This is a genomic window from Marinobacter fuscus, from assembly GCF_003007675.1.
Taxonomy (GTDB): Bacteria; Pseudomonadota; Gammaproteobacteria; order Pseudomonadales; family Oleiphilaceae; genus Marinobacter; species Marinobacter fuscus.
Map to the genome: position 1 here is coordinate 163,237 of NZ_PXNP01000103.1, position 21,030 is coordinate 184,266.

15 protein-coding genes are annotated in these 21,030 nt (G+C 58.6%); 6 read left to right on the plus strand and 9 right to left on the minus strand.

What is annotated here, in order from left to right; all coding sequences use genetic code 11:
* Positions 1 to 26: 26 nt before the first annotated feature.
* The gene (locus C7H09_RS15535) at positions 27 to 992 is read left to right on the plus strand and encodes a zinc ABC transporter substrate-binding protein (protein WP_106764324.1); all 966 of its coding nucleotides are present in this window, start codon (positions 27 to 29) and stop codon (positions 990 to 992) included.
* Here C7H09_RS15535 and C7H09_RS15540 read toward each other — a convergent pair.
* Positions 960 to 1,874 carry an AEC family transporter gene (locus tag C7H09_RS15540; protein WP_106764326.1) on the minus strand — a complete coding sequence of 305 codons (915 nt, stop codon included), beginning with the start codon at positions 1,872 to 1,874 and terminating at the stop codon, positions 960 to 962. The two genes, C7H09_RS15535 and C7H09_RS15540, sit on opposite strands and share 33 nt — an antisense overlap.
* Before the next feature lie 328 nt (positions 1,875 to 2,202).
* On the opposite strand from C7H09_RS15540, the gene rnk reads away from it, so the two are divergent.
* Both rnk and C7H09_RS15550 read left to right on the plus strand, forming a co-directional pair.
* Positions 2,203 to 2,589, plus strand: coding sequence for a nucleoside diphosphate kinase regulator (gene rnk, locus C7H09_RS15545; protein ID WP_106764328.1), 387 nt, complete (start codon positions 2,203 to 2,205; stop codon positions 2,587 to 2,589).
* A gap of 99 nt (positions 2,590 to 2,688) precedes the next feature.
* Positions 2,689 to 3,843, plus strand: coding sequence for a cytochrome P450 (locus tag C7H09_RS15550; RefSeq protein ID WP_106764330.1), 1,155 nt, complete (start codon positions 2,689 to 2,691; stop codon positions 3,841 to 3,843).
* Positions 3,844 to 3,915: 72 nt separating this feature from the next.
* On the opposite strand, the gene selD is transcribed toward C7H09_RS15550, so the two are convergent.
* A complete protein-coding gene (selD, locus tag C7H09_RS15555; RefSeq protein ID WP_106764333.1) occupies positions 3,916 to 4,953 on the minus strand; it encodes a selenide, water dikinase SelD in 1,038 nt (345 codons plus the stop codon).
* 110 nt (positions 4,954 to 5,063) lie between these two features.
* On the opposite strand from selD, the gene C7H09_RS15560 reads away from it, so the two are divergent.
* The 3 genes from C7H09_RS15560 to secD all read left to right on the plus strand — a co-directional run bounded on the left by C7H09_RS15560 (position 5,064) and on the right by secD (position 9,138).
* The gene (locus C7H09_RS15560; protein ID WP_106764335.1) at positions 5,064 to 6,236 is read left to right on the plus strand and encodes a trans-sulfuration enzyme family protein; all 1,173 of its coding nucleotides are present in this window, start codon (positions 5,064 to 5,066) and stop codon (positions 6,234 to 6,236) included.
* Between the two features lie 157 nt (positions 6,237 to 6,393).
* Positions 6,394 to 6,771, plus strand: coding sequence for a hypothetical protein (locus tag C7H09_RS15565; protein WP_106764338.1), 378 nt, complete (start codon positions 6,394 to 6,396; stop codon positions 6,769 to 6,771).
* A gap of 63 nt (positions 6,772 to 6,834) precedes the next feature.
* Positions 6,835 to 9,138 carry a protein translocase subunit SecD gene (gene secD / locus C7H09_RS15570; RefSeq protein WP_106764340.1) on the plus strand — a complete coding sequence of 768 codons (2,304 nt, stop codon included), beginning with the start codon at positions 6,835 to 6,837 and terminating at the stop codon, positions 9,136 to 9,138.
* A 75-nt stretch (positions 9,139 to 9,213) separates the two neighbouring features.
* Here secD and pelG read toward each other — a convergent pair whose 3' ends face one another.
* From pelG to C7H09_RS15605, 7 genes are read right to left on the minus strand one after another with little or no spacing between them, the layout of a single operon-like run.
* A complete protein-coding gene (pelG, locus tag C7H09_RS15575) occupies positions 9,214 to 10,590 on the minus strand; it encodes an exopolysaccharide Pel transporter PelG (protein ID WP_106764342.1) in 1,377 nt (458 codons plus the stop codon).
* Positions 10,590 to 12,128, minus strand: coding sequence for a GT4 family glycosyltransferase PelF (gene pelF / locus C7H09_RS15580; RefSeq protein ID WP_106764344.1), 1,539 nt, complete (start codon positions 12,126 to 12,128; stop codon positions 10,590 to 10,592). Before pelF ends, pelG begins: the two co-directional genes overlap by 1 nt.
* Complete coding sequence (locus tag C7H09_RS15585; protein WP_106764346.1) at positions 12,125 to 13,114, minus strand: tetratricopeptide repeat protein; 990 nt, start codon at positions 13,112 to 13,114, stop codon at positions 12,125 to 12,127. The genes pelF and C7H09_RS15585 overlap by 4 nt, the downstream gene beginning before the upstream one ends.
* Positions 13,111 to 14,427: a PelD GGDEF domain-containing protein gene (locus C7H09_RS15590; protein WP_106764348.1), complete on the minus strand. Its 1,317-nt coding sequence runs from the start codon at positions 14,425 to 14,427 to the stop codon at positions 13,111 to 13,113. The genes C7H09_RS15585 and C7H09_RS15590 overlap by 4 nt, the downstream gene beginning before the upstream one ends.
* A 2-nt stretch (positions 14,428 to 14,429) precedes the next feature.
* The gene (locus C7H09_RS15595) at positions 14,430 to 14,966 is read right to left on the minus strand and encodes a hypothetical protein (protein WP_106764350.1); all 537 of its coding nucleotides are present in this window, start codon (positions 14,964 to 14,966) and stop codon (positions 14,430 to 14,432) included.
* A 3-nt stretch (positions 14,967 to 14,969) separates the two neighbouring features.
* Complete coding sequence (locus tag C7H09_RS15600; protein WP_240616612.1) at positions 14,970 to 18,149, minus strand: tetratricopeptide repeat protein; 3,180 nt, start codon at positions 18,147 to 18,149, stop codon at positions 14,970 to 14,972.
* Entirely contained in the window at positions 18,150 to 20,765 is a 2,616-nt protein-coding gene (locus C7H09_RS15605) for a bifunctional glycoside hydrolase/polysaccharide deacetylase family protein (protein WP_240616613.1), read from the minus strand.
* Between the last annotated feature and the right edge of the window lie 265 nt (positions 20,766 to 21,030).

A 21,030-nucleotide genomic window follows, 5' to 3' on the forward strand; every position in this document is an offset into this window, starting at 1 on the left:
TTACACACATCAGGAACGACTACTCCATGAACCGCAAACGATTTCCCCGCTCATTGATCCTGGCCTCGCTGGCACTGACCGCGCCGGTTTCCGCAGCCGAGGTAAATATTGTCACCTCAATAAAGCCAGTCGAATTGTTGGTGAAGGCGGTAGCCGGTGATGCCGTGGACGTGACATCACTCGTGCCCCCCGGCGCCAGCCCCCATAACTACACGATGAAACCCTCTCAGCGCCGTGCGCTGGCCGAGGCGGATCTGGTGTTCTGGGTTGGCCCGGCCATGGAAACCTTTTTGAACCGGCTTCTGAGCGGCCAGGAATTTGCGGACAAAACCGTTGCCTTCACCGAAGCCGCGCCTGACGAAAAAGGTGAGCATAACGCTCACGGTCATGAGGAGTCCGGGCAGGAGCACGAACCCGAGCATCCGCATGAGCATGGACACCACGATCATGGCGACGGCGAAGACCCTCACATCTGGGTAGATCCGCTGTTAGCGCTGGATATGGCGAGAACAATTAAAAGCGCTCTGGGCGGGCTGGGCAGTCTCGATGAACGTTTGCTCGAGAACAATTTGGCGCGCTTTGAACAAAAGCTGATGGCAACCGAGATCTCAATTCGAGCGAGCTTCCAGGGCCTGGAAGGCGTCAGCCTGTTTGCCTATCACGACGCCTATACCCGTTTTGCCGAACATTACGGGCTGTCTCTGCACGGCGTGCTCACGCTCAACCCCGAACTGTCACCGGGCGCCAGACACGTGGCCGAAGTGCAGCAGAAGCTCAGAACCGCCAGCCAACCCTGCCTGCTGACCGAACCCCAGTTCAACAGGCAGTGGTGGCATTCAATCACCGAGGGACTGAACGTGAGGTTCAGCACCTGGGACCCTCTGGCAACTGATATCCCCTCCACGCCGGACGGCTACATACAGTTTCAGCAGGCCATAGCCACGGCGACGCTGAACTGTTTACCAGAGCAGGGCCAGCATCAGAGGAATTGAAATCATCGCCAACAGGGTCTGGCCGCTGATGATGCCCGCCATCAGCGGTGCATCTCCGCCCAGTTGACGCGCCAGGATGTAAGCGGAAGTTGCCGTGGGCAAGGCCGCCAGTAAAACCACCACTTGTACCAGAAGCCCCTCCAGCCCGAGCGCCCAGGCCAATCCCGCCGCCATCAAGGGCAGTGCCACCAACTTCAACACCGACGACACAACGAAAGCGGATGTGCTGCCCCGAAGCGCGCTCAGCTCCAGCCCGGCCCCTACCGCCATCAGCCCCATGGGTAACGCAAGATTACTCAAAGGCGCCAGAGTACCGGCCAGTAAAGGGTGGAAACCGATCTCAAAATAGCCCCACACTACCCCTAGCACGGAGCCAAGAATCAGAGGGTTTGAGGCAATGGTTTTCAAGACACCGGCAAGACTGACCCGCCCCTGACTCGACACCAGGGAAAACATCAGAATACACAACAGGTTGAGAAGTGGAACCATGATAGCGACGGCAATGGCGGTCAGCGACAGCCCGTCATCACCGAGCAACATGCCACCGGCCGCCAGGCCCACATAAGAATTGAAACGGATGGCGCCCTGGTACACCGACGAAAACACCGGGCCCCGCCATTTCCATGCCAGCTGCACCAGAAACAACGCCAGCGACATGGCCACCAGCATGGAGACAATCAACAGCGCAGTATCGGCATAGGCTGAGGGCGGCAATCGAGCCTGCCCCAGTTTGAATACCAGCATCGCCGGGAACAGCACATAGTAGGTAAAGCGCTCCGCCCTGGGCCAGAAATCCCCTCCGGGAAAATCCAGCCGGCGCAGAACGTGGCCAAGCATGATCAACGCAAAAACAGGAACCAGCGCCTGCAGCACCACCGACATTGCCTACTTCCTTTCAGGTTGGCCTGGGACACCGGGAACGGCCCCACCTCTCCAACGGGAACACTATCATAGAACAAGCACAACTTCGCAGTTGCCATTTTCATCGGCCAAAGGTAGATTCAGCAATACAGCTTCTTTCAAGTGAAATGCGAAAGCCGTGATTTTTTCTTATTCAGGCATGCTTACATCTCCCCTGTCACTGCGGTTTTCCATCAGGAACACCGGCAGGTCAGCTGCTCGTCTCTGATTTCGCTGAATCCCCCCTTCAAGATACCTTCCCGGATTCAGCAAGTAACCGAAGTTCAAAACCTATTTCCCGGAGTTTTTTATGGCTGATTTACCATCCATAACTGTTGCAGAAGAAGATTACAATCGCCTGAGCACCCTGCTCGAGCGCATGGCTGGCCAGTCTGACGTGGCCGACGGCCTAGAAGAAGAGCTTAGCCGTGCCGATATGATGCCGCTCGCCGAGATGCCGGATGGCGTGGTCACCATGAACTCCAAAGTGCGGTTTCTGAATACCGACACCAACGAGGAGAACGAGGTGTCACTGGTGTACCCTCACGAAGTTGGCGACTCTATCCAGAAAGTGTCCATTCTGGCACCGGCCGGTGCCGCCATGCTCGGCCTGAGCATTGGCGACAGCATTGAGTGGCCGATGAAAGGCCGCAAGCCGATCCACCTGAAAGTGGTCGCCGTTACCCGAAACGCGTAAGCAATTTCCTTTACATATATCAGGACTTGATATTTCTCCAAAGGAAAAACGGCCTCCGGTGTTACCCTCTCAAGGGCAAACATAGTGTAAGGAGGCCGTATGACCGAACAGCGCCCGGAAGATTGGGATCCAAGAGCCCGCCACATCCAGAAGGATCAGATACCGGCTTACGACGCCATGCGCCGCGAGTGCCCGGTAGCCTGGAGTGACTACCAGCAGTGGACGCTGTTCCGACATCAAGACGTCATGCAGGCTCTGGAAGATCACGACACTTTCAGCAACGCAGTGTCCGCGCACCTCTCTGTCCCCAATGGTATGGATCTACCCGACCATACCGCCTATCGCCGGGCCATCGAGCCCTATTTCGCCCCCGAACCCATGGCCAGATTCGAGCCGGAGTGTCGAGAGGTTGCCCGGGCGCTGGTCGCCACCCTGAGCAAAGGCCAGCCGGTTAATGTCGTTGATGCGCTCAGCCGGCCGTTCGCTCTGAGAATCCAGTGTGCGTTTATGGGCTGGCCTAACAGCCTGCACCAGCCGCTGGCCGACTGGGTGGTAAAAAATCACCGCGCCACACTGGCCCGGGATCGCGCTGCCATGGCAGATGTGGCCGAAGAATTCGACGGTTACATCCGGGATCTGCTGGAAAGCCGCCGCCAGGCGGGCGATCAGGCGCCGGACGACGTAACCACCCGACTGATGCGGGAACAAGTGAACGGCAAGCCGATGACCGACGAAGAACTGGTCAGTCTGCTGCGGAACTGGACGGTCGGCGAGCTGGCAACCATCTCTGCCAGCATTTCCATTCTGGCCAGCTATCTGGCCAATCACCCATCATTGTTGCGAGATCTCAAGGCCGCTCCCGATGAACTGCCAGGCGCCATTGATGAAATTCTTCGCATAGACGCCCCGTTGATATCGAATCGTCGGGTAACCACGCGGGAAGTGAATGTCGGCGGGCGCACCATTCCCGCTGGCGAGAAAATCACCCTGCTCTGGGCATCCGCCAATCGGGATGAAGCCGTCTTTGGTGACCCCGAGGCCTTCTGCCCACACCAGAACGCGTCGAAAAACCTGCTCTACGGCGCTGGCATTCACGTTTGCCCGGGCGCGCCTCTGGCACGAATGGAATTGCAGGTATTCATGGAGGAGTTGCTGAAACAGATCGACAAGATCGAACCGGCGGCAGACCAACAGCCCGAGCGCGCCATGTTCCCCACCGGCGGCTTCAACTATCTGCCCCTGGTGTTCCGCTAGGCGTCTGCGCAGACGCCTGGAATTCACGGCACGAACCAGGCCACATCCGATAACCCGGACGCGGCCTGATCCTCAGTCTTCAATAAATATCAGGCTTTCGCCACCAGCGGCTTCTTCCAGACGCCCCAGCGGCTGCAAGTCCAGACCCTGTTGCCTTGCAGCAGCCTCAAACGCAGCACGCTGGCTTTCCGCCACACTGACCATCAGGCCACCACTGGTTTGGGGATCGCAGAACACCAGTTTATCAGCCTCGCTCATGCCGGAGATTACCTTGCCAAACGCCGCCGCATTGCGGTGCGTACCGCCAGGAATACAGTCAGCGTCAATGTAGGGTTTCAGGTTAGGCAACAGCGGCACGGCTTTGCGGCTCACCCTCGCCTGCACTCCGCTGCCGCGACAGATTTCCAGCAAATGCCCGGCCAGACCAAAACCGGTGACGTCGGTCATGGCATTTACCCCCTCGATACCGGCAAACACTTCACCGACCTTGTTCAATGTCGCCATATTCTCAACCGCCACCGCCAAATCCGCCTCGGTGACCTTACCCTTCTTGGAGGCGCTGGTGAGAATGCCGACACCCAATGGCTTGGTGAGATACAACAAGTCGCCTGCCCTAGCGGTATCATTGCGGATAATGCGATCCACCGACACCTGGCCAGTCACTGCAAGACCAAAAATTGGCTCGGGCGAATCAATACTGTGGCCGCCCGCCAGCGCAATTCCGGCTTCGGCACAGACCGCCCGGCCACCGTCGATCACTTTCGCCGCAACTTCCGGAGCCAGTTCGTTCACCGGCCAGCCAAGGATGGCAATCGCCATAACCGGCTTGCCGCCCATGGCGTAGACATCACTGATGGCGTTAGTGGCGGCAATCCGGCCGAAGTCGAACGGATCATCGACCACCGGCATAAAAAAGTCGGTCGTACTGATAATACCAATACCGTTACCCACGTCGGCCACCGCAGCATCGTCCCGGCTGCTGTTACCCACCAGCAGGCGTGGATCGTGGAATTCCGGCGCATCGGTGTGCAGAATGCGATCCAGAACATCGGGCGCAATTTTGCAGCCACAACCGGCACCATGGCTGAACTGGGTCAATTTGATAGACAAAGTCGGTTCCTTCTGCGGATGAAAATCTTTGATAGTATGGCTCAGACCTATTCTGAATACGGCCGAGCCTTACGTCCAGCCTACCTTGTCGCTACAAAACAGGAAATTCAATGAGCACTTCAGACCAACAGGGCCCTGCAACCCGCATTATCCACAACCAGCGCCACCAGGACGCCTTCGGCAGCCCTTACAGCCCGGTATATAACACCACCACCTACCGCTTCGAAAACACCCAGGCTCTGCTGGACGTTATCGAAGGACGCACCCCGGGCAACCTCTACACCCGCTGGGGCACCAACCCCAGTATCCAGGAGCTTGAACAAGGGCTGGCCCGGCTCGAGCAGGCCGAGACTGCACTGGCCTTCGCTTCGGGCATGGCCGCTATTTCTGCCACCCTGCTGGCCCACGGTCGTCAGGGTATTGTTTGCGTGGGGGATCTCTATGGCGGTACCCAGGAATTCCTGAAAAATCACTGCATGGCGCTGGGCATTGACGTTCAGTTTCTGTTCCGAGGCGAACTATCGCAACTGGAAGCTCACCTCCAGGCGCCGGGCAAACTGGTGTATTTCGAAACTCCGGCCAATCCGAATCTGGCCATTCTGGATATCGCGGCCATTGCCGAACTCGCTCACCGTAAACAGGCCTTGGTGGCGGTGGACAATACCTTCGCCAGCCCAGTCAACCAGAATCCTCTGGCCCTTGGCGCCGACCTGGTGCTGCACAGCGCCACCAAATACCTGGGCGGCCACAGCGACCTGACCGCCGGGGCACTCATGGCCTCGGCTGAGCTGATCAAACCCGTTATCGCCTGGCGCAAGAATCTGGGCCAGTTGATTGCGCCGGAAACCGCGGCCTTGCTGTCCCGCAGCCTGCGAACCCTGCCGATAAGAATCCGCCAGCATAACGAAAACGCGCTCGCCGTCGCCCGGGCCATGGAACAGCACCCGGCTGTGCTCAAAGTACATTATCCCGGCCTGCCCTCGTTCCCGGATCACCCACTGGCCGCCCGGCAAATGCAGGGCTTCGGTGGCATGCTCAGTATCGAGGTCGAAGGGGGCCAGCAAGCCGCCGCCCGGGTTGCCGACAAGCTGCAGGTCTTCCTGCTGGCCACCAGCCTCGGCGGCGTGGAAAGCCTGGTCAGCCAACCCAGCGCCACCAGCCACCACGGTCTGAGCCGAGAAGAGCGCCTGCAACGCGGCATCGGCGACGGCATGCTCCGGCTCTCCGTCGGCCTGGAAGACGCCCAGGATCTGATCAACGACCTCCACCAGGCCCTCGACTGAAGCTTATACGTTGGGGTCAGACCCCGTGACATTTCGACGTTGGGGTCTGACCCCACATTGAATGTCCGGGGGTCTGACCCCGGTATAGGTAGTTCCGTCCGTTGACGAGGCGGTACCCTGGCCTCAAACTGCGGTATTGACCCCGGAACAACCGCCCATGCAGCCAAATCGCCAGCCGCTATCTCAGCCCCTGAAACGCCTGATTCCCGGGCTTTCGGCGCTGTTGCTGGCGTTGGTGTTTGTATGCTCGGCAACTCAGGCACAGACCAGTCCGAACTTCGAAGACGGCCCTTCGGCCGCAAGTCAGCTGCAACATCTGGTGGTCGCCAGCCATTCATCCGCCTGGCAAAGCCAGCGAGCAACCCAACCGGATGATAACGAAGCCCAACCTGACCACGGCGACTTCCTGCCCTTATCCGAACGGGCACCGGCAACCACATTAAACCGCCACACGCCTGCCATCGCGCCTCGGCCGTCAATATCACACCCACCGGCCTTCTTTTCGCCGTCACCCAGAGCACCGCCCGCAAAGTAATCCCCATACGCGCCAAAGATCCGGCCTCACCGCCGATAGCATCACTTTTGCAAAGGATTACCCATGAAATCATTACGTTCACGGGCCATTGTCTATGGTCTGGTGATTCTGCTCGGGCTGCTCTGTGCCCTACCCAATCTACTGCCTGGTAACCTGGCCGAGAAGCTCCCGCCCTGGTATCAGGAAAATACGATCGCGCTCGGTCTCGACCTGCAGGGCGGCTCCCACCTGCTGCTGGAAGTCGATACCAGCGAACTGATTGCAGCCAACCCCGATCAAAACCGCCAGCAACTGGTAAAGGATGCGATTGAACGCAGCCTGGAAGTGGTGCGCCGGCGGCTGGATGAAACCGGCCTTGTCGAACCCAGCATCACCCGGCAGGGTGAAGACCAGATTCTGGTACAAATGCCCGGGGTGGCAGATCCGGCAGACATTCGTGACTTGCTGGGCACCACCGCTCAGATGAGCTTCCATTGGGTGGCCCGAGGCGACAATACTCCGCGCTCAGCCACCTTGCGCCTGACCGACGCCGACGGCCAGACGTACACACTGGAGAAACGCGTCGCCTTGGCGGGCGAACGCATCCGGGACGCCCACATGGCGTTCAACCCGGACACCGGCCAACCCGTGGTCAATTTCAGGCTGGACACAGAGGGCGCCAAACGCTTTGGTGACATGACGCGCCTCAACATTGGTCGCCCACTGGCCATTGTGCTGGACAACCAGGTTCTGACCGCGCCGGTCATTCGTGGCGTGATCGCCGGAGGCAGCGGTGAAATCAGCGGATCCTTTACCACCACAGAAGCCAGCAATCTGGCGCTTCTGTTGCGCGCCGGAGCACTGCCCGCGCCGCTGCACGTCATCGAGCAGCGCTCGGTTGGCCCGGATCTTGGCAGTGATGCCATTGCCATGGGCATCAGCACAGGTCTGTTGGGCGCCGCCCTTGTGGTGGCCTTCATTCTGGGCATTTATGGTCGGTGGGGCCTGATTGCCTGTGCTGGCCTTGCCATCAACATCGGACTGGTATTTGGCCTGCTCAGTGTGCTTGGCGCCACCCTTACTCTGCCTGGCATTGCCGGCGTTATTCTCACTCTTGGCATGGCCGTGGACGCCAACGTCCTGATCAACGAACGCATCAAAGAGGAATCCCGGCAGGGAAAACCCGCCTGGATGGCTTTAAAGGAAGGCTTCGGGCGTGCCTACAGCACGATTCTGGACTCCAACATCACCACCCTTATCGCTGTCAGCCTGCTATTTATGTTCGGTAGTGGCCCGGTTCGCGGGTTTGCCGTAACCATTGGCATCGGTTTGCTCACGTCACTATTCACCTCTGTGGCCTTTAACCGCCTGGTAATGGAATGGTGGATTCGCGGCCGGGAACGGTCTCCTTTGGCAATTGGCGGTTTCGCCTGGCTAGACCGGCTGACCGGCCGAAACCTGAATTTTATGAAAGGTCGGGTATTGGGGCTAAGCCTATCCGCTCTGCTGTCGATAGCAGCCATCGGACTGTTCCTCAAGCCAGGCCTGAACTACGGCGTAGACTTTACCGGCGGAACGCTGGTGGAAATGTCGGCCCCGTCGGTATCGGTGGATCAACTGCGAGCAGCTTTACAGGCCCGGGATCTGGGCTCGGCCTCCATCCAGGAATTTGGCCAGGCAGGTGACTATCTCGTACGCCTGCCCGCCGACACCGCTTCAGGTGCTGATGCCGCTGAGACGGTGGATACTCTGAAAGTTGCGGTCACGGAGATGCAGCCCGCCGCCAGTTTCACGAAAGTGGACGTGGTGGGCCCGAAAGTAAGCGGTGGTTTCGGCGATGCAACAATTCTGGCCATATTGCTTGCGGGCGCGGGTATGCTGGCGTATCTGTGGTGGCGATTCGAATCCCACTTTGCACTGGCCGCAACGCTCACCATTGCGCTGGATCTCACCAAGACCATCGGCTTCTTCGCCCTTGCTGGCGTTGAATTCAACCTTACGGCCGTCGCGGCACTACTGGCGCTGATCGGTTATTCGGTGAACGACAAGGTGGTCGTGTTTGACCGAATCCGCGAAAAGCTGAGGCAGACACCCGAGACGCCCTTTATCCAGGTACTGAACCAGAGCATCTCCGCCACTCTTGGCCGCACTGTGTTCACATCGGTGACTACCTTCCTGGCCCTGTTGCCCATGGGCATTGCCGGGGGAACCGCAGTTGCCAGCTTCTCGCAGCCTATGCTGTTCGGCATCGTGATAGGCACCAGCTCGTCCATCTTTATCGCTTCACCGATTCTGTACTACCTCAGTGAGCGGCGATCAAGAAAAGGCCGGCCCCAGCTCCGGCCCTCTGCCGAAGAACTGCGCCAGCAACTCGACCTCATCCCCTGAGCTTTGGAGTCGAGCTTTGGGGTCAGACCCAGAGACATTTCGCCCCAGCAAATGTCCGGGGGCCTGACCCCACACTCAGCGGCCCTGGAGCATGAAGGTTTCGTATTCCAGTTCGTCGAACTTGCGCGACAGCAGCACCAGGCCAGCGAACGCGGAGACCAGGGTCGCGCCAGCGTAGCCATAGCCGTAAAACGCGGCGCCCAGCTCTATGGTGATGAAGGTAAATACGATGTTGGAGATCAGAAACAACGCACACAGGGTCAGGTTCATGCCCCGGGCATCCAGGTAGAAGAGCACGTTCTGAATGGCCAAAAAGATGAGCTGGAGCGCCACGGCGATGAGGAAAATATGAAAGAGCGGAATATACAGTGGCGAAATGCCCAATGCAGCGAGTAGTTCTTCCGCCCACAGGAAGAGCACAATCACCGTCATTCCCTGTACTTTGAAAATCTCATAGATACCGTTTCGGGCCACCAGAACCATATCGTCGCGAAAACGGTTTATTCGATCCAAAGTATCGCCCTCGCGCACCGCATTATAAAAACGGTCATAGGCCTCGGAGAAGTCCGTTTCCATTCTGACCAGGAACACCGCCATGCCCGGAATAATGGAGAGATACGCCAGAAAGATCGGGATATCGTAGATCACCGACGCCCGCAAAGCCCCAACGATTGGCTCGGAGGTTTCCGGGACAAACCAGAAAATCAACTTGTCGGCCCACACCGCCGCGTTGAACAGTAACCCAGTGAAAATCAAAGCCGGAAATATCTGCGCCCGCCGGAGAAAGTCGAAACGCAACAGCGTAACGCCCGGGTACTGCCTGATAATTGTATAGAAGAAACTGAAAAACAGCAGGCTGTGCCCAAGCAACAGCCCAACAAGGAAACCCTCAAGGCCAAAATTGCGTAGCTGCACCGCCGCCACAATCGCCACCAGATAACCCAACGCGAACACCACCACAATGCGCCGATACGACTTCATGCTCGACAAAAAGATGGTCACCGGCCAGAGATTACAGAGCACCACAAAGTTAGAAAGCATCAACAGCCGGTAGATGTAGGAGGTGCCTGGCATGAACCAGACCGCGGCGACGCTTCCCAGAATGAACGCCAACCCGGTGGAAACCCAGATCACCCCCATCAGATTGGGCAGGATGATATCGACCCGGGATTCGTACAACCGATCCGCCACCCAACGGGTGAAGACGTGCTGAAACAGACCAGAGAGAATCAGCGAAAATGCCATCAGGTAGGTAACCGACACCAGAAACTGAATGACCGACGTCTGGTTTGCCTCAAGGGCAAAACTGAACACACCGATCAGCATTACACCAAGCACCGACAGCACCCAGGGCCCTGAGCTGATAACCCCCGCCAGACCATAAGCCCCGAGCAGGTTAATAAAACTCTCACGCTTCAGTATGCGACGCAGTTCGAAACCGATACCGGCCATTAGTTGTCCTTACCATCCAGATTCGTCAACAACTCCTGATAGAGCCCCCGGTACTGCTGAAACATGCTTTGCAATGTGTAAAACTGCTCCACCCGTTTCAAACCGGCAGTTTGAGCCGCTGTCCAGGCGGTAGAATCAGTCAGCAACCGAACCGCCTCGCCCGCCGTTGCCTGAGGATCAGCGATAGGCACAACCGCACCGGAATGCCCCAACGCACGATCGTCTTCCGAACCGCCTTCAATCAGTTCCCGGCAAGCCCCAACATCCGTTGCCAGGCACGGTAGCCCGGCGGCATGTGCCTCGAGGATCACCAGCGGCAATGCTTCCGAAATGGACGTCAGCACCATCAGCCCCAGTTGCGGCAGGATCTCATTCACATTCTGAAACCCAAGAAAACGAACCCGCCCCTCCAAGCCAAGACTGCGCACCAGATTTCGGCATTCGCTGACATACGCAGGATCTTCATCTTCAGGCCCGACAATCCAGCCCTCTGCCTCCGGAATCTGTTCACACACCGAACGCATGGCACGGATGAAGGTTTTGATATCCTTGATAGGTACCACCCGACCGACCAATCCGAGCACCTTGGGGATCCCCGGCGGACGGGCTTGCCGTGCGGCGCGGAACCGCTCCGGATCTATGCCGTTGGGTATGATGCAGGTACGGTCAACCGGCGCGCCGTCCTGGTGTTGTCGGGCCTGGTTACCCGTGTACAGAGAGACAATGGTGTTGGCTTTCTGATAGGCCAGGCGGCCGATTACCTCGAAAAACCGGATCCACAACCGGCGAATGTAACCCAACTGATCACTCAGGTTAGCGCTAACCTGGTCAGTGGGGTCGTCAATCCATTGCGCCTGCGACAGATCAATTTTGCGCTCTTTGGTGTAAATGCCATGTTCGCTGATCAGATACGGAATTTTCCGCCGTTCACTGATCATTGCCCCCAAAAGCCCCGCGTACCCGGTGGAAATCGAATGCACCAAGCGCACCGACGGCATGGTTCTGGCAATCTCGGCCAGCGTGAACAGCGGTGCGTGCATGGTTCGTATCGTCCAGAAATAATCCACGAACGACGGTTCCGTACAATACTTTCGGAAGCTTTCATCAATGACCTGCCAGCTTTCGCGGCTGAACAGAAAATCCTGCCGGGTAATACCCCCTGGCTCGCCGAGATCCCGGAATACCCGTTCCAGAACCTGCTCAGGTACCCACTCATTGGCTTTAAAGCTGTCATGAAGCCTGCGCTGCGCAGCAAAGGCCTTCGGATTACCATCCCGCGGGCGGGGCTTGTCCGGTTGATGGGCATCCATCAGGTAATGGCACTCCAGATGCACCACATTCTCCGGAAGGTCGTACAACTGCTCACCATAGTGCGCCCGATCGCCGCCCAGAAAGACCAGGGCAAACCGGTACTCCGGCATACCATTGATGATCTGGTGAACCCAGGAGGAGACACCACCCCGGATAAACGGGTAGGTTCCCTCCAGCAACAGGGCAACGTCAGCAACGTGGGGCTCTTTTCGTTTGAAAAACCTCATAGCCAGGCCTCCAGTAGCGGATTAATGGCGGCCGGAATCTGGCCATGGGCACACCGGGCCAGATAGAAACGAACCCGCTGATAGTCCCGCTCCAGAAAGGCCACCTCGGCCAGGTATGGCAACACTGTTTCGGACCGGGCGCCGCTTTCCAGCGCCACCTCCAGGGATTCGCGGGCCGCGGCCCAATGATCCAACGCCAGCTCAACCCTGCCCAGCAACAGCCAGTCAGCAGGCTCGTCGTAACTACCCACAAGTGTCACCAGCAAATCTCGGGCTTTTTCCAGGTAATACTGCCTCAAGCTACCCTGGGCAAGGCCCAGATAGGCGGTTTCCCACCAGACCTGGGCCAGCCGACGACCGGCCTGCTTCGGTGTCCGGCCAGCCGCGGCTTCTGCGAGCCGCTTCTGTAGGGTTTCGGCTTCTTCAACCAACGCTTTCTCCCGCTGATCCAGAATCGAGTAAGCCAACAACCGGACATCGTCTACAGGGTCTTTGAGTGCCTCGCGGAGAATTTCGATACCTGCTCGGCCGGGCATCTGACGGCTGGCCAGAAGCGCTTTCAGGCGCTTGCCCGGGTCACTGGCTTCCCGCAACACCTGCCGCAGCCCGCCTTCGGTATAGATAATTTGACTATCGGTATCGGTTGGCCGAAACGGCAACTCCGGTATCGGCACTTCCTGCCAGGGGATTTCACGCTTTGAGCGGGGTAAATACAGAGCCAGCAACACCCCGATAAATACGCCGATACTGCCGACAAACGGCATCGCAAACTGCAGTGAAAACAGAAAGACCGCTGCCAGCCAACGTTGCTGGCTATACCGTGCGGGCAGAAACACCAGCAAAACTATGGTAAAAACCAGGCAAGCCAGTGCATGAGCCAGGAAATACCCCACCAGCGCTATGTCGGGATCGGATTCTGTTAACCAGATGGCAACACCGGCCAGCTCCGAGACTATTCCGAACGGCAACAACCAGTAACTCGTCATTCGTCTGTCCGCACCTGAAGCAACCAGTTCAGGGCTTCCTGCTGCTGATGGATCAACAGCGCATCCTTGCGTGCGAATTCCCAGAGAACTCTGCCAGTGGACTCCCGGATATCAAGTTCAAGCCGCTGTAAATAACCGGCAAGCCCAAGCTCATCCGTTAACGGCATCAGTAAAACGACAGCTGGCGACGAACCACTGCGGGTTACGGCAATCACGTCGAGGCCTCGGAGCATGGCCGTCATGCGCTCCTCCAGTAAGGCAAGATCCGGTTCTGCCACTTCCAGCCTCAGCAGCGTAGCGGGAAGGTCGAAGCGCTCGGCATCCAGAGCTGCCCGCCGGGACTGGAAACACAAAGCCTGCCACTCGGATGAACCCACAACATCGGCCTGCCGCTGGCTGATCATATCGGCCATGTGCCCGGCCATAATGGCCAGTAGCCTGAGGGTTCGATTCTGGAAATTGAAAAATGGCATGGCTTTCACGGCACAAACCGCGCTCAACGTGCCCGCAGAGTCAATCAGCGGAATAACCGCCAGGAGCTCAGTATCAAGCTTGCTCAGATGTTTGCGGTATTCGGTCTGTACCGACACCAGCGTTCGCCTCTCCAGTGCATAGCGGATCAGAGGGTCGTCGCCCGAGACCGATTCAAAGTCGCCCAACGCGGCCAGAGGCTGCTCTGCCACCTGGCCCTGTTCGACAGCCAGAATCGCGGCCGACTGAAACTGCCCATACCGGGTCAGCACACCTAGCATCAAGGTCGCGTGCTCGTCGTCAAAGTCATCTACCGCGGTTTGCGACAGTTCGGCATACAAACGGCGCAAGGCTTCACGCAAGCTCCCGGAACTGCCGGCAAGCTGCTGCTCCAAGCGATCGTGGGACACCTTCATCAGATAGAAACTTCGGGTAAACTCTTCCAGCCGTTGCAAACTGTACTCGTTGACGGCCCGGGAGCGTTCAAGCTGCCGGTTCCAGTAATCGCGGAATTCTCCCGCAATCAGTCCACACGCGAGTATCCCTGCGCCCCACCCCCAGGGGTAGCTCTGGCTTAGCTCCAGTTGCGTCTGCCAACCGGCCACCAGAAGTACCAGCAGGGCCGAGCACAAGGCGGCAAAAAAGCCGTAGCGCAACCCGACAAGCAAAGGTGCAATGGCAGGCCAGGCAAAAGTATTGCCCAGATGGAGGGGGTCTTCGGGCCTTAGCCAGAAACCTGCACCTACAGAAGCCACGGTCACCAGCAACACCTCTGCCCATTTCAGCCAGGCCGGAGCGTCTGTGGGCGAGGCGGGCGTAACCGGTGGATTGTCCAGAGTCATTGTCAGTCGTCACCTGCGCTCAATGGCATGGCTTCCACCAGCTCCTGAAGCACTGAACGCCCGGTGGTTCCCAGGCTCGCACGGCCCCAGCCAGCTTTGGCGGCCGTCCCCGACCACACCAGTGCGTTATCGCTTGCCCGGCGCACCAACAGGGTCACCCCGACAGCCGGCTCGTTGTCGAACCCCGCTTTATAACGCCATTCCTCGACGGTGCCGGTTACGATCAAATCGACACCATCAGCTGCGGCCATATCGATACCCTCCTGCTGACGGCTCTGGCTCTCGTACATTAGAGGGTTGGCATCTTCAGGAAGGTAAACCTCAACCCGGCTCATACCTTCAGCACGCAACAGCGCAACCAGAATACTGGCGGCTCGATCACCTGCCTGCGGTGTCTCTGACAGGTTGATAAACGGCACCACCGCCACCCGTTCCTTATACCGGACAGGGCCGTCTCCGGTTTCTGACACCAACGTCGAACAGCCCGCCAGCAGCGCTGCCAGCAAAACAGGTATCACCTTACTTGCCCGAAACTTCATGACCTATCTCCTAAAACCAGAAAAAAACCGTGTATACGTCAAACGACCACCCACCCGGGCGTCGCCATCAAGACTGTCTGAGGAATATTCAGCCGAGAGTGCCAGCTCATCATTCCCGCCCAGCGACCAACTGACACCCCCACTCAGACCAAACTCCGCATTCGATGAGGAAAACACGTATCCTGCTCGTAAATCGAGAAACCACCCCGGTTGCGCTCCCTGAGCCAGCAGGCCGTGGGGGTTGTGTTGTTGCCAGCGCGATGCAACCGAGAACCGCCGGTAGTTTGCTGTAAGCAACTCCCCGGGAGCCAGCGGAGTATCGAACCGGCTTTGCACTACATCACCCAATGCGTCCAGCCTGGTCAGATCCTGTTGTGTGTATTCCGCGCTTAGCAGCCAATCAGGGGTGCTTCGCCAGGGCTGCAGCACGCCGGAGAGGGTAAAAACGTTGCCCCGGGCAATCTGCCCCTGATCGTCACTGTCAAAGCTAATCCGGTCATAGCGGCCAGTGAAGGTGGTTCGGCTGTCGAGTTGATAATTCAACGCCAGCGAATGACGTTTTTTCGACAACAGCCACCAGGCTTCATAGGAATCGGTTGCCCGCTCGCCACGATAGTCACCCAACACCAGTTGCCAGCGATGCAGCGGGTTGAAAACTGCCTCCAGCTTGCTCCAGAACCGGGAACCGGTCACAGCCTCTTTCTGCCCCACGCCAGCGGTAAGTAACCAGTCCGAGGCATTATTCGTCCACTCGATCTGACCGTCACGGGCGGTCGGCGGCAACTGTCGGAACCGGCCAGCACCGTCCCCCCGGGCAGCACTGAGTAGCCCGGAGATCCGATATCGCTCCTCACTGTAATCCCAGGCCACATAGCCCTCGTCTATCGACTGCCTGGCCATTTGTTGCTGATGCCAACCCAGTTGCATGGCACGATTATAAGAAAGGTATTGGGGCAAGACTGGTGCATCCTCGCGGCTTGTAACATCGCGGACACGTGATGGAGTGCGCTGCGCCAGCTCGCTACCCGGCTCCCGGGCGGCGAGCTGGCGCAAATGGAAAGCCGCCCGGGTGTCTCCGAGATGTTCGGCAAGATCAGCCTGGTCTGCAAGTGACAAACCGGGCTCCGAAGCCTGTTGCATTTCCTCCAGCCAGTATTTTGCCAGCCGGTTCCGGCCCAGTGCCCTGTAGCCGTATGCCAGCAGCGCGAATTGTTGCTGGCCGGGCACCCCGGACAACTGGTTCAGTATCGCTCTCAGCGTATCCGGGGAGTGGCCTGGCTGCCCCAATACAAGCCAGCCCCAGGCACTGAGCACCTCCTCACTGGCCGGGTTCATCATCAATGCCTGCTGATAGGCGCTCTCTGCTGCCTGTAGCTCCGAGCGTTGTTCGTGTAGCCGCGCCTTCAAGGCCCAGTAACGGGGATCCTGGGGCTGACCGCCGTCTGCGGCCCAGGCACTCAACACACCGCCCAACTCCTGCCAACGGCCACGGTTAGCGAGGGCATCCGCCAGTATGGCAAGGTGGCGCCAGCCACCGGATTGCCGGTAGCGAAACTCTGCCAGTGCAGCAACCTGGTCATAATCGGCAAACTGTGCAGCCAGGCCGATCAGCCTGTCGATAACGCCGGAGTCGTACTGTTGCCAATCCCGGGCGACCAGCTGGCGATACTCCTGCTCAATCGGCCCGGGCTCGCCCTGCAGAATCAGAAGATCCAGCTTCATGACTTCGGCTTCAGCAAATACCGCGCTATCCGTAAACGGCACCGACAAGACTCCGATCGCCTGCTCGATATGACGGGTGCGCCAGTATAGATTGGCCAGAATCAGCCGCTGCCTTTCACTCAACTCAGGCAGGCTTTCGAACAACTCCACAGCTTCTGCGTAGCGATTGGTGTTCACATACAACTGGTAGAGCTGATCAACAAAGCGTTCATCCCCGGGAAACTTCTGGCGCCCCTGCGCCAGAATGTCGATGGCCTGCTCCAGTTCAATTGCCCGGATGCGTGTCTCAGCCAGAAGCAGATAACCCTTTGCGTCCAGCTGGCCCCGGGTCAAGGCAAGCTCCAGCGTGGCTTCCAGCTCCGGATAACGGAATAATTCGGGCGCCAGAACAGAAACCCGGGCCAGCGCCTCCGGCTCTGGTGTTTCCCGGTAGATTCGCCGCCACAGGACCAGTGCACGATCCGGCTCGCCGCGCCACTCCAGCACACGAGCGGCCCAGATACGATCCTGACCAGACGCCTCCGGCAGGCCTGCCAGGATATCAACAGTACGACCGGCACCGGCAAGGTCACCGCTGCCCAACTGCAACAAAAGCAATCGGCGCAAATCCGGCAGGCTGTTCGGTTCCATGTCGACCAGGGCAGACAGCCATCGCTTCTCGAGCGCATCGTTGCCAGCCAGACGAGCCAGCTCACTACCCCGCCGGTAGCCAGACGCACCGGGCACCATAAGATCATGGGAGAGGAGGGTCGCCAGCGCCTTGTCCGGTTGACCGGACGCCAGATAGAAGTTCACCAGTTGATTGGCAGCTGACTGTCGACTGGCCCCGGGAAAGCGAGGCAGAATCGAGGCCAGTGTCTTAGCGGCAGCACCGGGATCGCCTGAAGCCACCTGAGCTTCACCCAGCTCCAGCTGCCACCACAACCAGTCCTCTTCATTGGCGGTTTCGGCAAGCAGAGGAATCAGATCGATTTTTTCTTCCGGGGTGAACCATTCCATGAAGGGTTCGAGTATTGACCGAACTTCACTACGCAGGGTCGGAACCTGCAACAAACGCTGGACGAGACTCAGCAGAACGCCCTTTCGCCTGGCCCGCGCTTGCTCATCGCTTGCCGCCGCCAGTTGCTGAACCGCCAGCTCCAACCGGAGCTGCATCGCGGCTGGCGCTACCTGAGCGCCGGTCAAGGCGGGTTTCAGCGTCGCAATGGCGGACTCCGGCCGCCCCACTCTGGCCTGCATATTCGCCAGCCGGACACGAAGCGCGGCATTGTCCGGGTCGGTATTCAGCAGCACAGACACATAGGCCAGAGAAAGGGCATCAGGCACCTCCAGTTGCCCGATATTGTCGAAAAAGGCCTCCCGCGGGTGCAAGACGTACAGCACCACGGCCGCAAGAACAGCCATCGCAATCAAGGCAGGCGTGGCAAACAGGCGGGGCCTGGCGAGCGAAACCTCGGGCACTCAGCGGCACTCCATCACAAGGCCGGAAACCTGGCTGGCACTAAAGCGGAACCACCGCCGGTCTGCCTGTTTTGCCTGATGGCCACTGGCCACCCTGCAGGCGAACCCCGGCGCGAACTGCAGCTCCAACGGAACATGCCCCGCGGTTGAAAGCTCAATGCGCCAGGGCCCGCCTTCCTGCCGTTGCCGCGACCAGGCCGTCAGAGGCCCGTTGGCTGATTCCAGAAAGGGGCCTTCTGGCGGATCTTTGGCCAGCACCAGTGCCGCTGAGGATCCGGCGAGATGAATATAGGTTTTTGATCCGTCGCGGATAAAGCCCGCAACCCCCTGCGATCGCTCAAGGTCAGGAAAATACCCTTCCGGTACGGTAACGGTGCCCGGGTGATGCACACCGCGCCATCGGTAGACGCGATCGGCACTGAGCGTGAGTGTGCTGTAGTAACGGGACTGAACCCGCGCCGCATACTCACTCAGATACAGCGGCGTGTTCGGCTCTGAGAGCACATGCTGATAGACCTCGTGCAAGGCCTTGACCGACTCTGGGTAGACGCCCGAGTAAAAGTGGTAATAAATACCACTGGGCTTGAGACGGTAGGGCTTATTTAGCAGGTCAAAACTTTCACGGACATTCCGGTAGCCGTAAAAAGGGCCTGTCCACAGGTTGGTGTATACGTTTTCATTAAGCACCGGCGCGTGCACCTGGAATTCATCCTCCACCAGGCGACCGTCCGGCCAGACCGCAGCAAGCATTGAGCTGTAGCTCAGCGGCTGGGTATTACCGCCATTAACGTTGAACAACCCCAGTTCCCTGGTCATTTTCAGGGCCTGACGGCCGGGCCTGGCATCCCCGCTCCACAGGAAAACTTTCAGATCCTTCTGCTCCGGCGCCAGTGCCTGAATGAAGTCAACCGAGCCAGGAATCTCCCGTTCCAGTTCCGGTAGATAGCCCGGGACATCCATGGAGAACCCATAGTCGGTATCCTCTTCATCAGGCGCCGCCTCGCCCTCCATGATGCGCCAGAAAAACGGGTGACTGAAGGTGTGGGAGGCCACTTCTACCAGGGGCTGACGAAAGATTTTTCTGGCCGTCGCCATGGCTTCCTTGCTTTCTGCCGGAAACAAGCCACCCGGCGATATCTCTGCCTCGATCACCGAGACGGTATGGGGCAGCCGGTATTCCTTCAGTATGTCCTCCAGCACCACCTCCGCGGCCTGCGGTGCGCCTGGCCGGCGAGCCCGAGAGACAAAGCCATCGCCATCAATATGGGCCGTCATCACCCGGCGCCCGGACTCTGTTGTGGTATCAACACCCGGATGCAGGCCCGGCTGCAGAGCTTCGACCAGAAACGAGACCGGATCAAACAACCAATACGCGGTGTTGTCTGGCCCGGGCTCAAACAGGAAGGGGCCAAGCGCCACACCGCCTTGCGGGCCAGTAAAAACCGGCGAATACCCGGCCCCTTTGCTATCCACCAAGGTTACCCAGGGGTTCAGCGCCGAGCTCAACGACGGCATGGCCAGGGGTACCCGGTTTGGCATACGGCTACCTTCAAACGTACCAACAGAGGCCTGGTTTGTCTGAACCTCAACCGGAGCTTGAGGAATTCGTAAACGCTGATCTGAAACCAGCCTCTGACAAGCCGGAGAGCCGGGCACCAGCCCCATCAAGACCAGGGGCACTCGGCCTTTCACTTCCCGGCCCAACCACTGACACAGGCGGTTGCCCGAAACCCCGGCTTCCCACCAGACCACCACGCCCTGGTAACGATCACTAACCGGCTCCTGCAGCGCTGGCTCCAGAGCCGACCGGTAGACGGGAATCAGCCCCAGATATTCCAGAAAGATGCCAAGGCGGCTGTGGGCCTGGCTCTGATCCGCCTGCTCCCTGGGCAGGTCGTGAAGCACCAGAACCTGCCGCCGGACGACTTCCGGTTGTGTGGGGCCAAGCCTGTCCAGGTTACTGTTACTGACCACGGGTATAAACCCGGCTTCCCGCAACCGGTTGGCAACCCCGACGGCAGGCTCTGCCGCCGCTGTATAGTCGATGGCGATGAGTGGCTTGTCCGGGTGTGTAGCCCGCCAGTGTGCCAGTTGCAACTGCAACCATTCCCGGTGTTCCGTGGGTACAGGCCGATACTTGTTGGCGGCAGGCTCATAGCCTTCAAACCAGGATTCGAAGGCCAGCGCATCGACCCGCTCGTGCGCCTGCTCTGGCAAGTGAAACCCCCGGTTGATTATTATCAGAGCATCGGGATAGCGATCCCGGATATCCTTGATCAATTCGGCCTGGGCCGTGGCAAAGTCAGCGGCCTTCTGTTGGCCGGTAGTGGTCAGCAAGTGGCTGTCGAGCGTATCCAGAAATACACCGCTAAAACCGCGGGCCATGGCCGGGGCGACACGCTGCTCCAGCAGAAATGAGCGAACAGCGGGCAGCCGGATATCCAGCACAACGCTGTTCCACGCAGTGTTCCGGCCAATTTCCCAGGCCGACTCAACGCGGGAAGCCAGCGGGTGTGAGCGATGGATTTCATCAACCGCTACATACGCCAGTGGCCGGGTGCCACCACGGTTCAGCAGGTCGATACGGGCATCCGATACCTGGTCGGCCTGGAGCACCAACCAATCGTAGGCAAAAAGTGTTCCTATCGGTGCTTCATGACCATAATAGAAGCCTACATTTTTTGGCGTACCCGCAAAAACCGGTAAACAGCAGCACAGGCATAACAACAGCAAAAATCGAATAACTCGCATAGCCACCAGATGGGTCATCGGTTGGAAAACGGCGATTAAACAACCAATTGCAGGTTATCATGAATCAGGCCCTTTAAGGCAGCCCCGGGGCGCTATCCCGGGCGTTAAATTAAAATCTGCAAACACTCTC

Excerpts from the sequence above, each read along its gene's own strand:
- C7H09_RS15585 (WP_106764346.1), bottom strand. The coding sequence starts at position 13,114 with ATGACGAGTTACTGGTTGTTGCCGTTCGGAATAGTCTCGGAGCTGGCC.
- C7H09_RS15560 (WP_106764335.1), top strand. The coding sequence starts at position 5,064 with ATGAGCACTTCAGACCAACAGGGCCCTGCAACCCGCATTATCCACAAC.
- C7H09_RS15550 (WP_106764330.1), top strand. The coding sequence starts at position 2,689 with ATGACCGAACAGCGCCCGGAAGATTGGGATCCAAGAGCCCGCCACATC.
- C7H09_RS15540 (WP_106764326.1), bottom strand. The coding sequence starts at position 1,874 with ATGTCGGTGGTGCTGCAGGCGCTGGTTCCTGTTTTTGCGTTGATCATG.
- pelG (WP_106764342.1), bottom strand. The coding sequence starts at position 10,590 with ATGGCCGGTATCGGTTTCGAACTGCGTCGCATACTGAAGCGTGAGAGT.
- C7H09_RS15535 (WP_106764324.1), top strand. The coding sequence starts at position 27 with ATGAACCGCAAACGATTTCCCCGCTCATTGATCCTGGCCTCGCTGGCA.
- C7H09_RS15590 (WP_106764348.1), bottom strand. The coding sequence starts at position 14,427 with ATGACTCTGGACAATCCACCGGTTACGCCCGCCTCGCCCACAGACGCT.
- pelF (WP_106764344.1), bottom strand. The coding sequence starts at position 12,128 with ATGAGGTTTTTCAAACGAAAAGAGCCCCACGTTGCTGACGTTGCCCTG.
- C7H09_RS15595 (WP_106764350.1), bottom strand. The coding sequence starts at position 14,966 with ATGAAGTTTCGGGCAAGTAAGGTGATACCTGTTTTGCTGGCAGCGCTG.
- rnk (WP_106764328.1), top strand. The coding sequence starts at position 2,203 with ATGGCTGATTTACCATCCATAACTGTTGCAGAAGAAGATTACAATCGC.
- secD (WP_106764340.1), top strand. The coding sequence starts at position 6,835 with ATGAAATCATTACGTTCACGGGCCATTGTCTATGGTCTGGTGATTCTG.
- C7H09_RS15565 (WP_106764338.1), top strand. The coding sequence starts at position 6,394 with ATGCAGCCAAATCGCCAGCCGCTATCTCAGCCCCTGAAACGCCTGATT.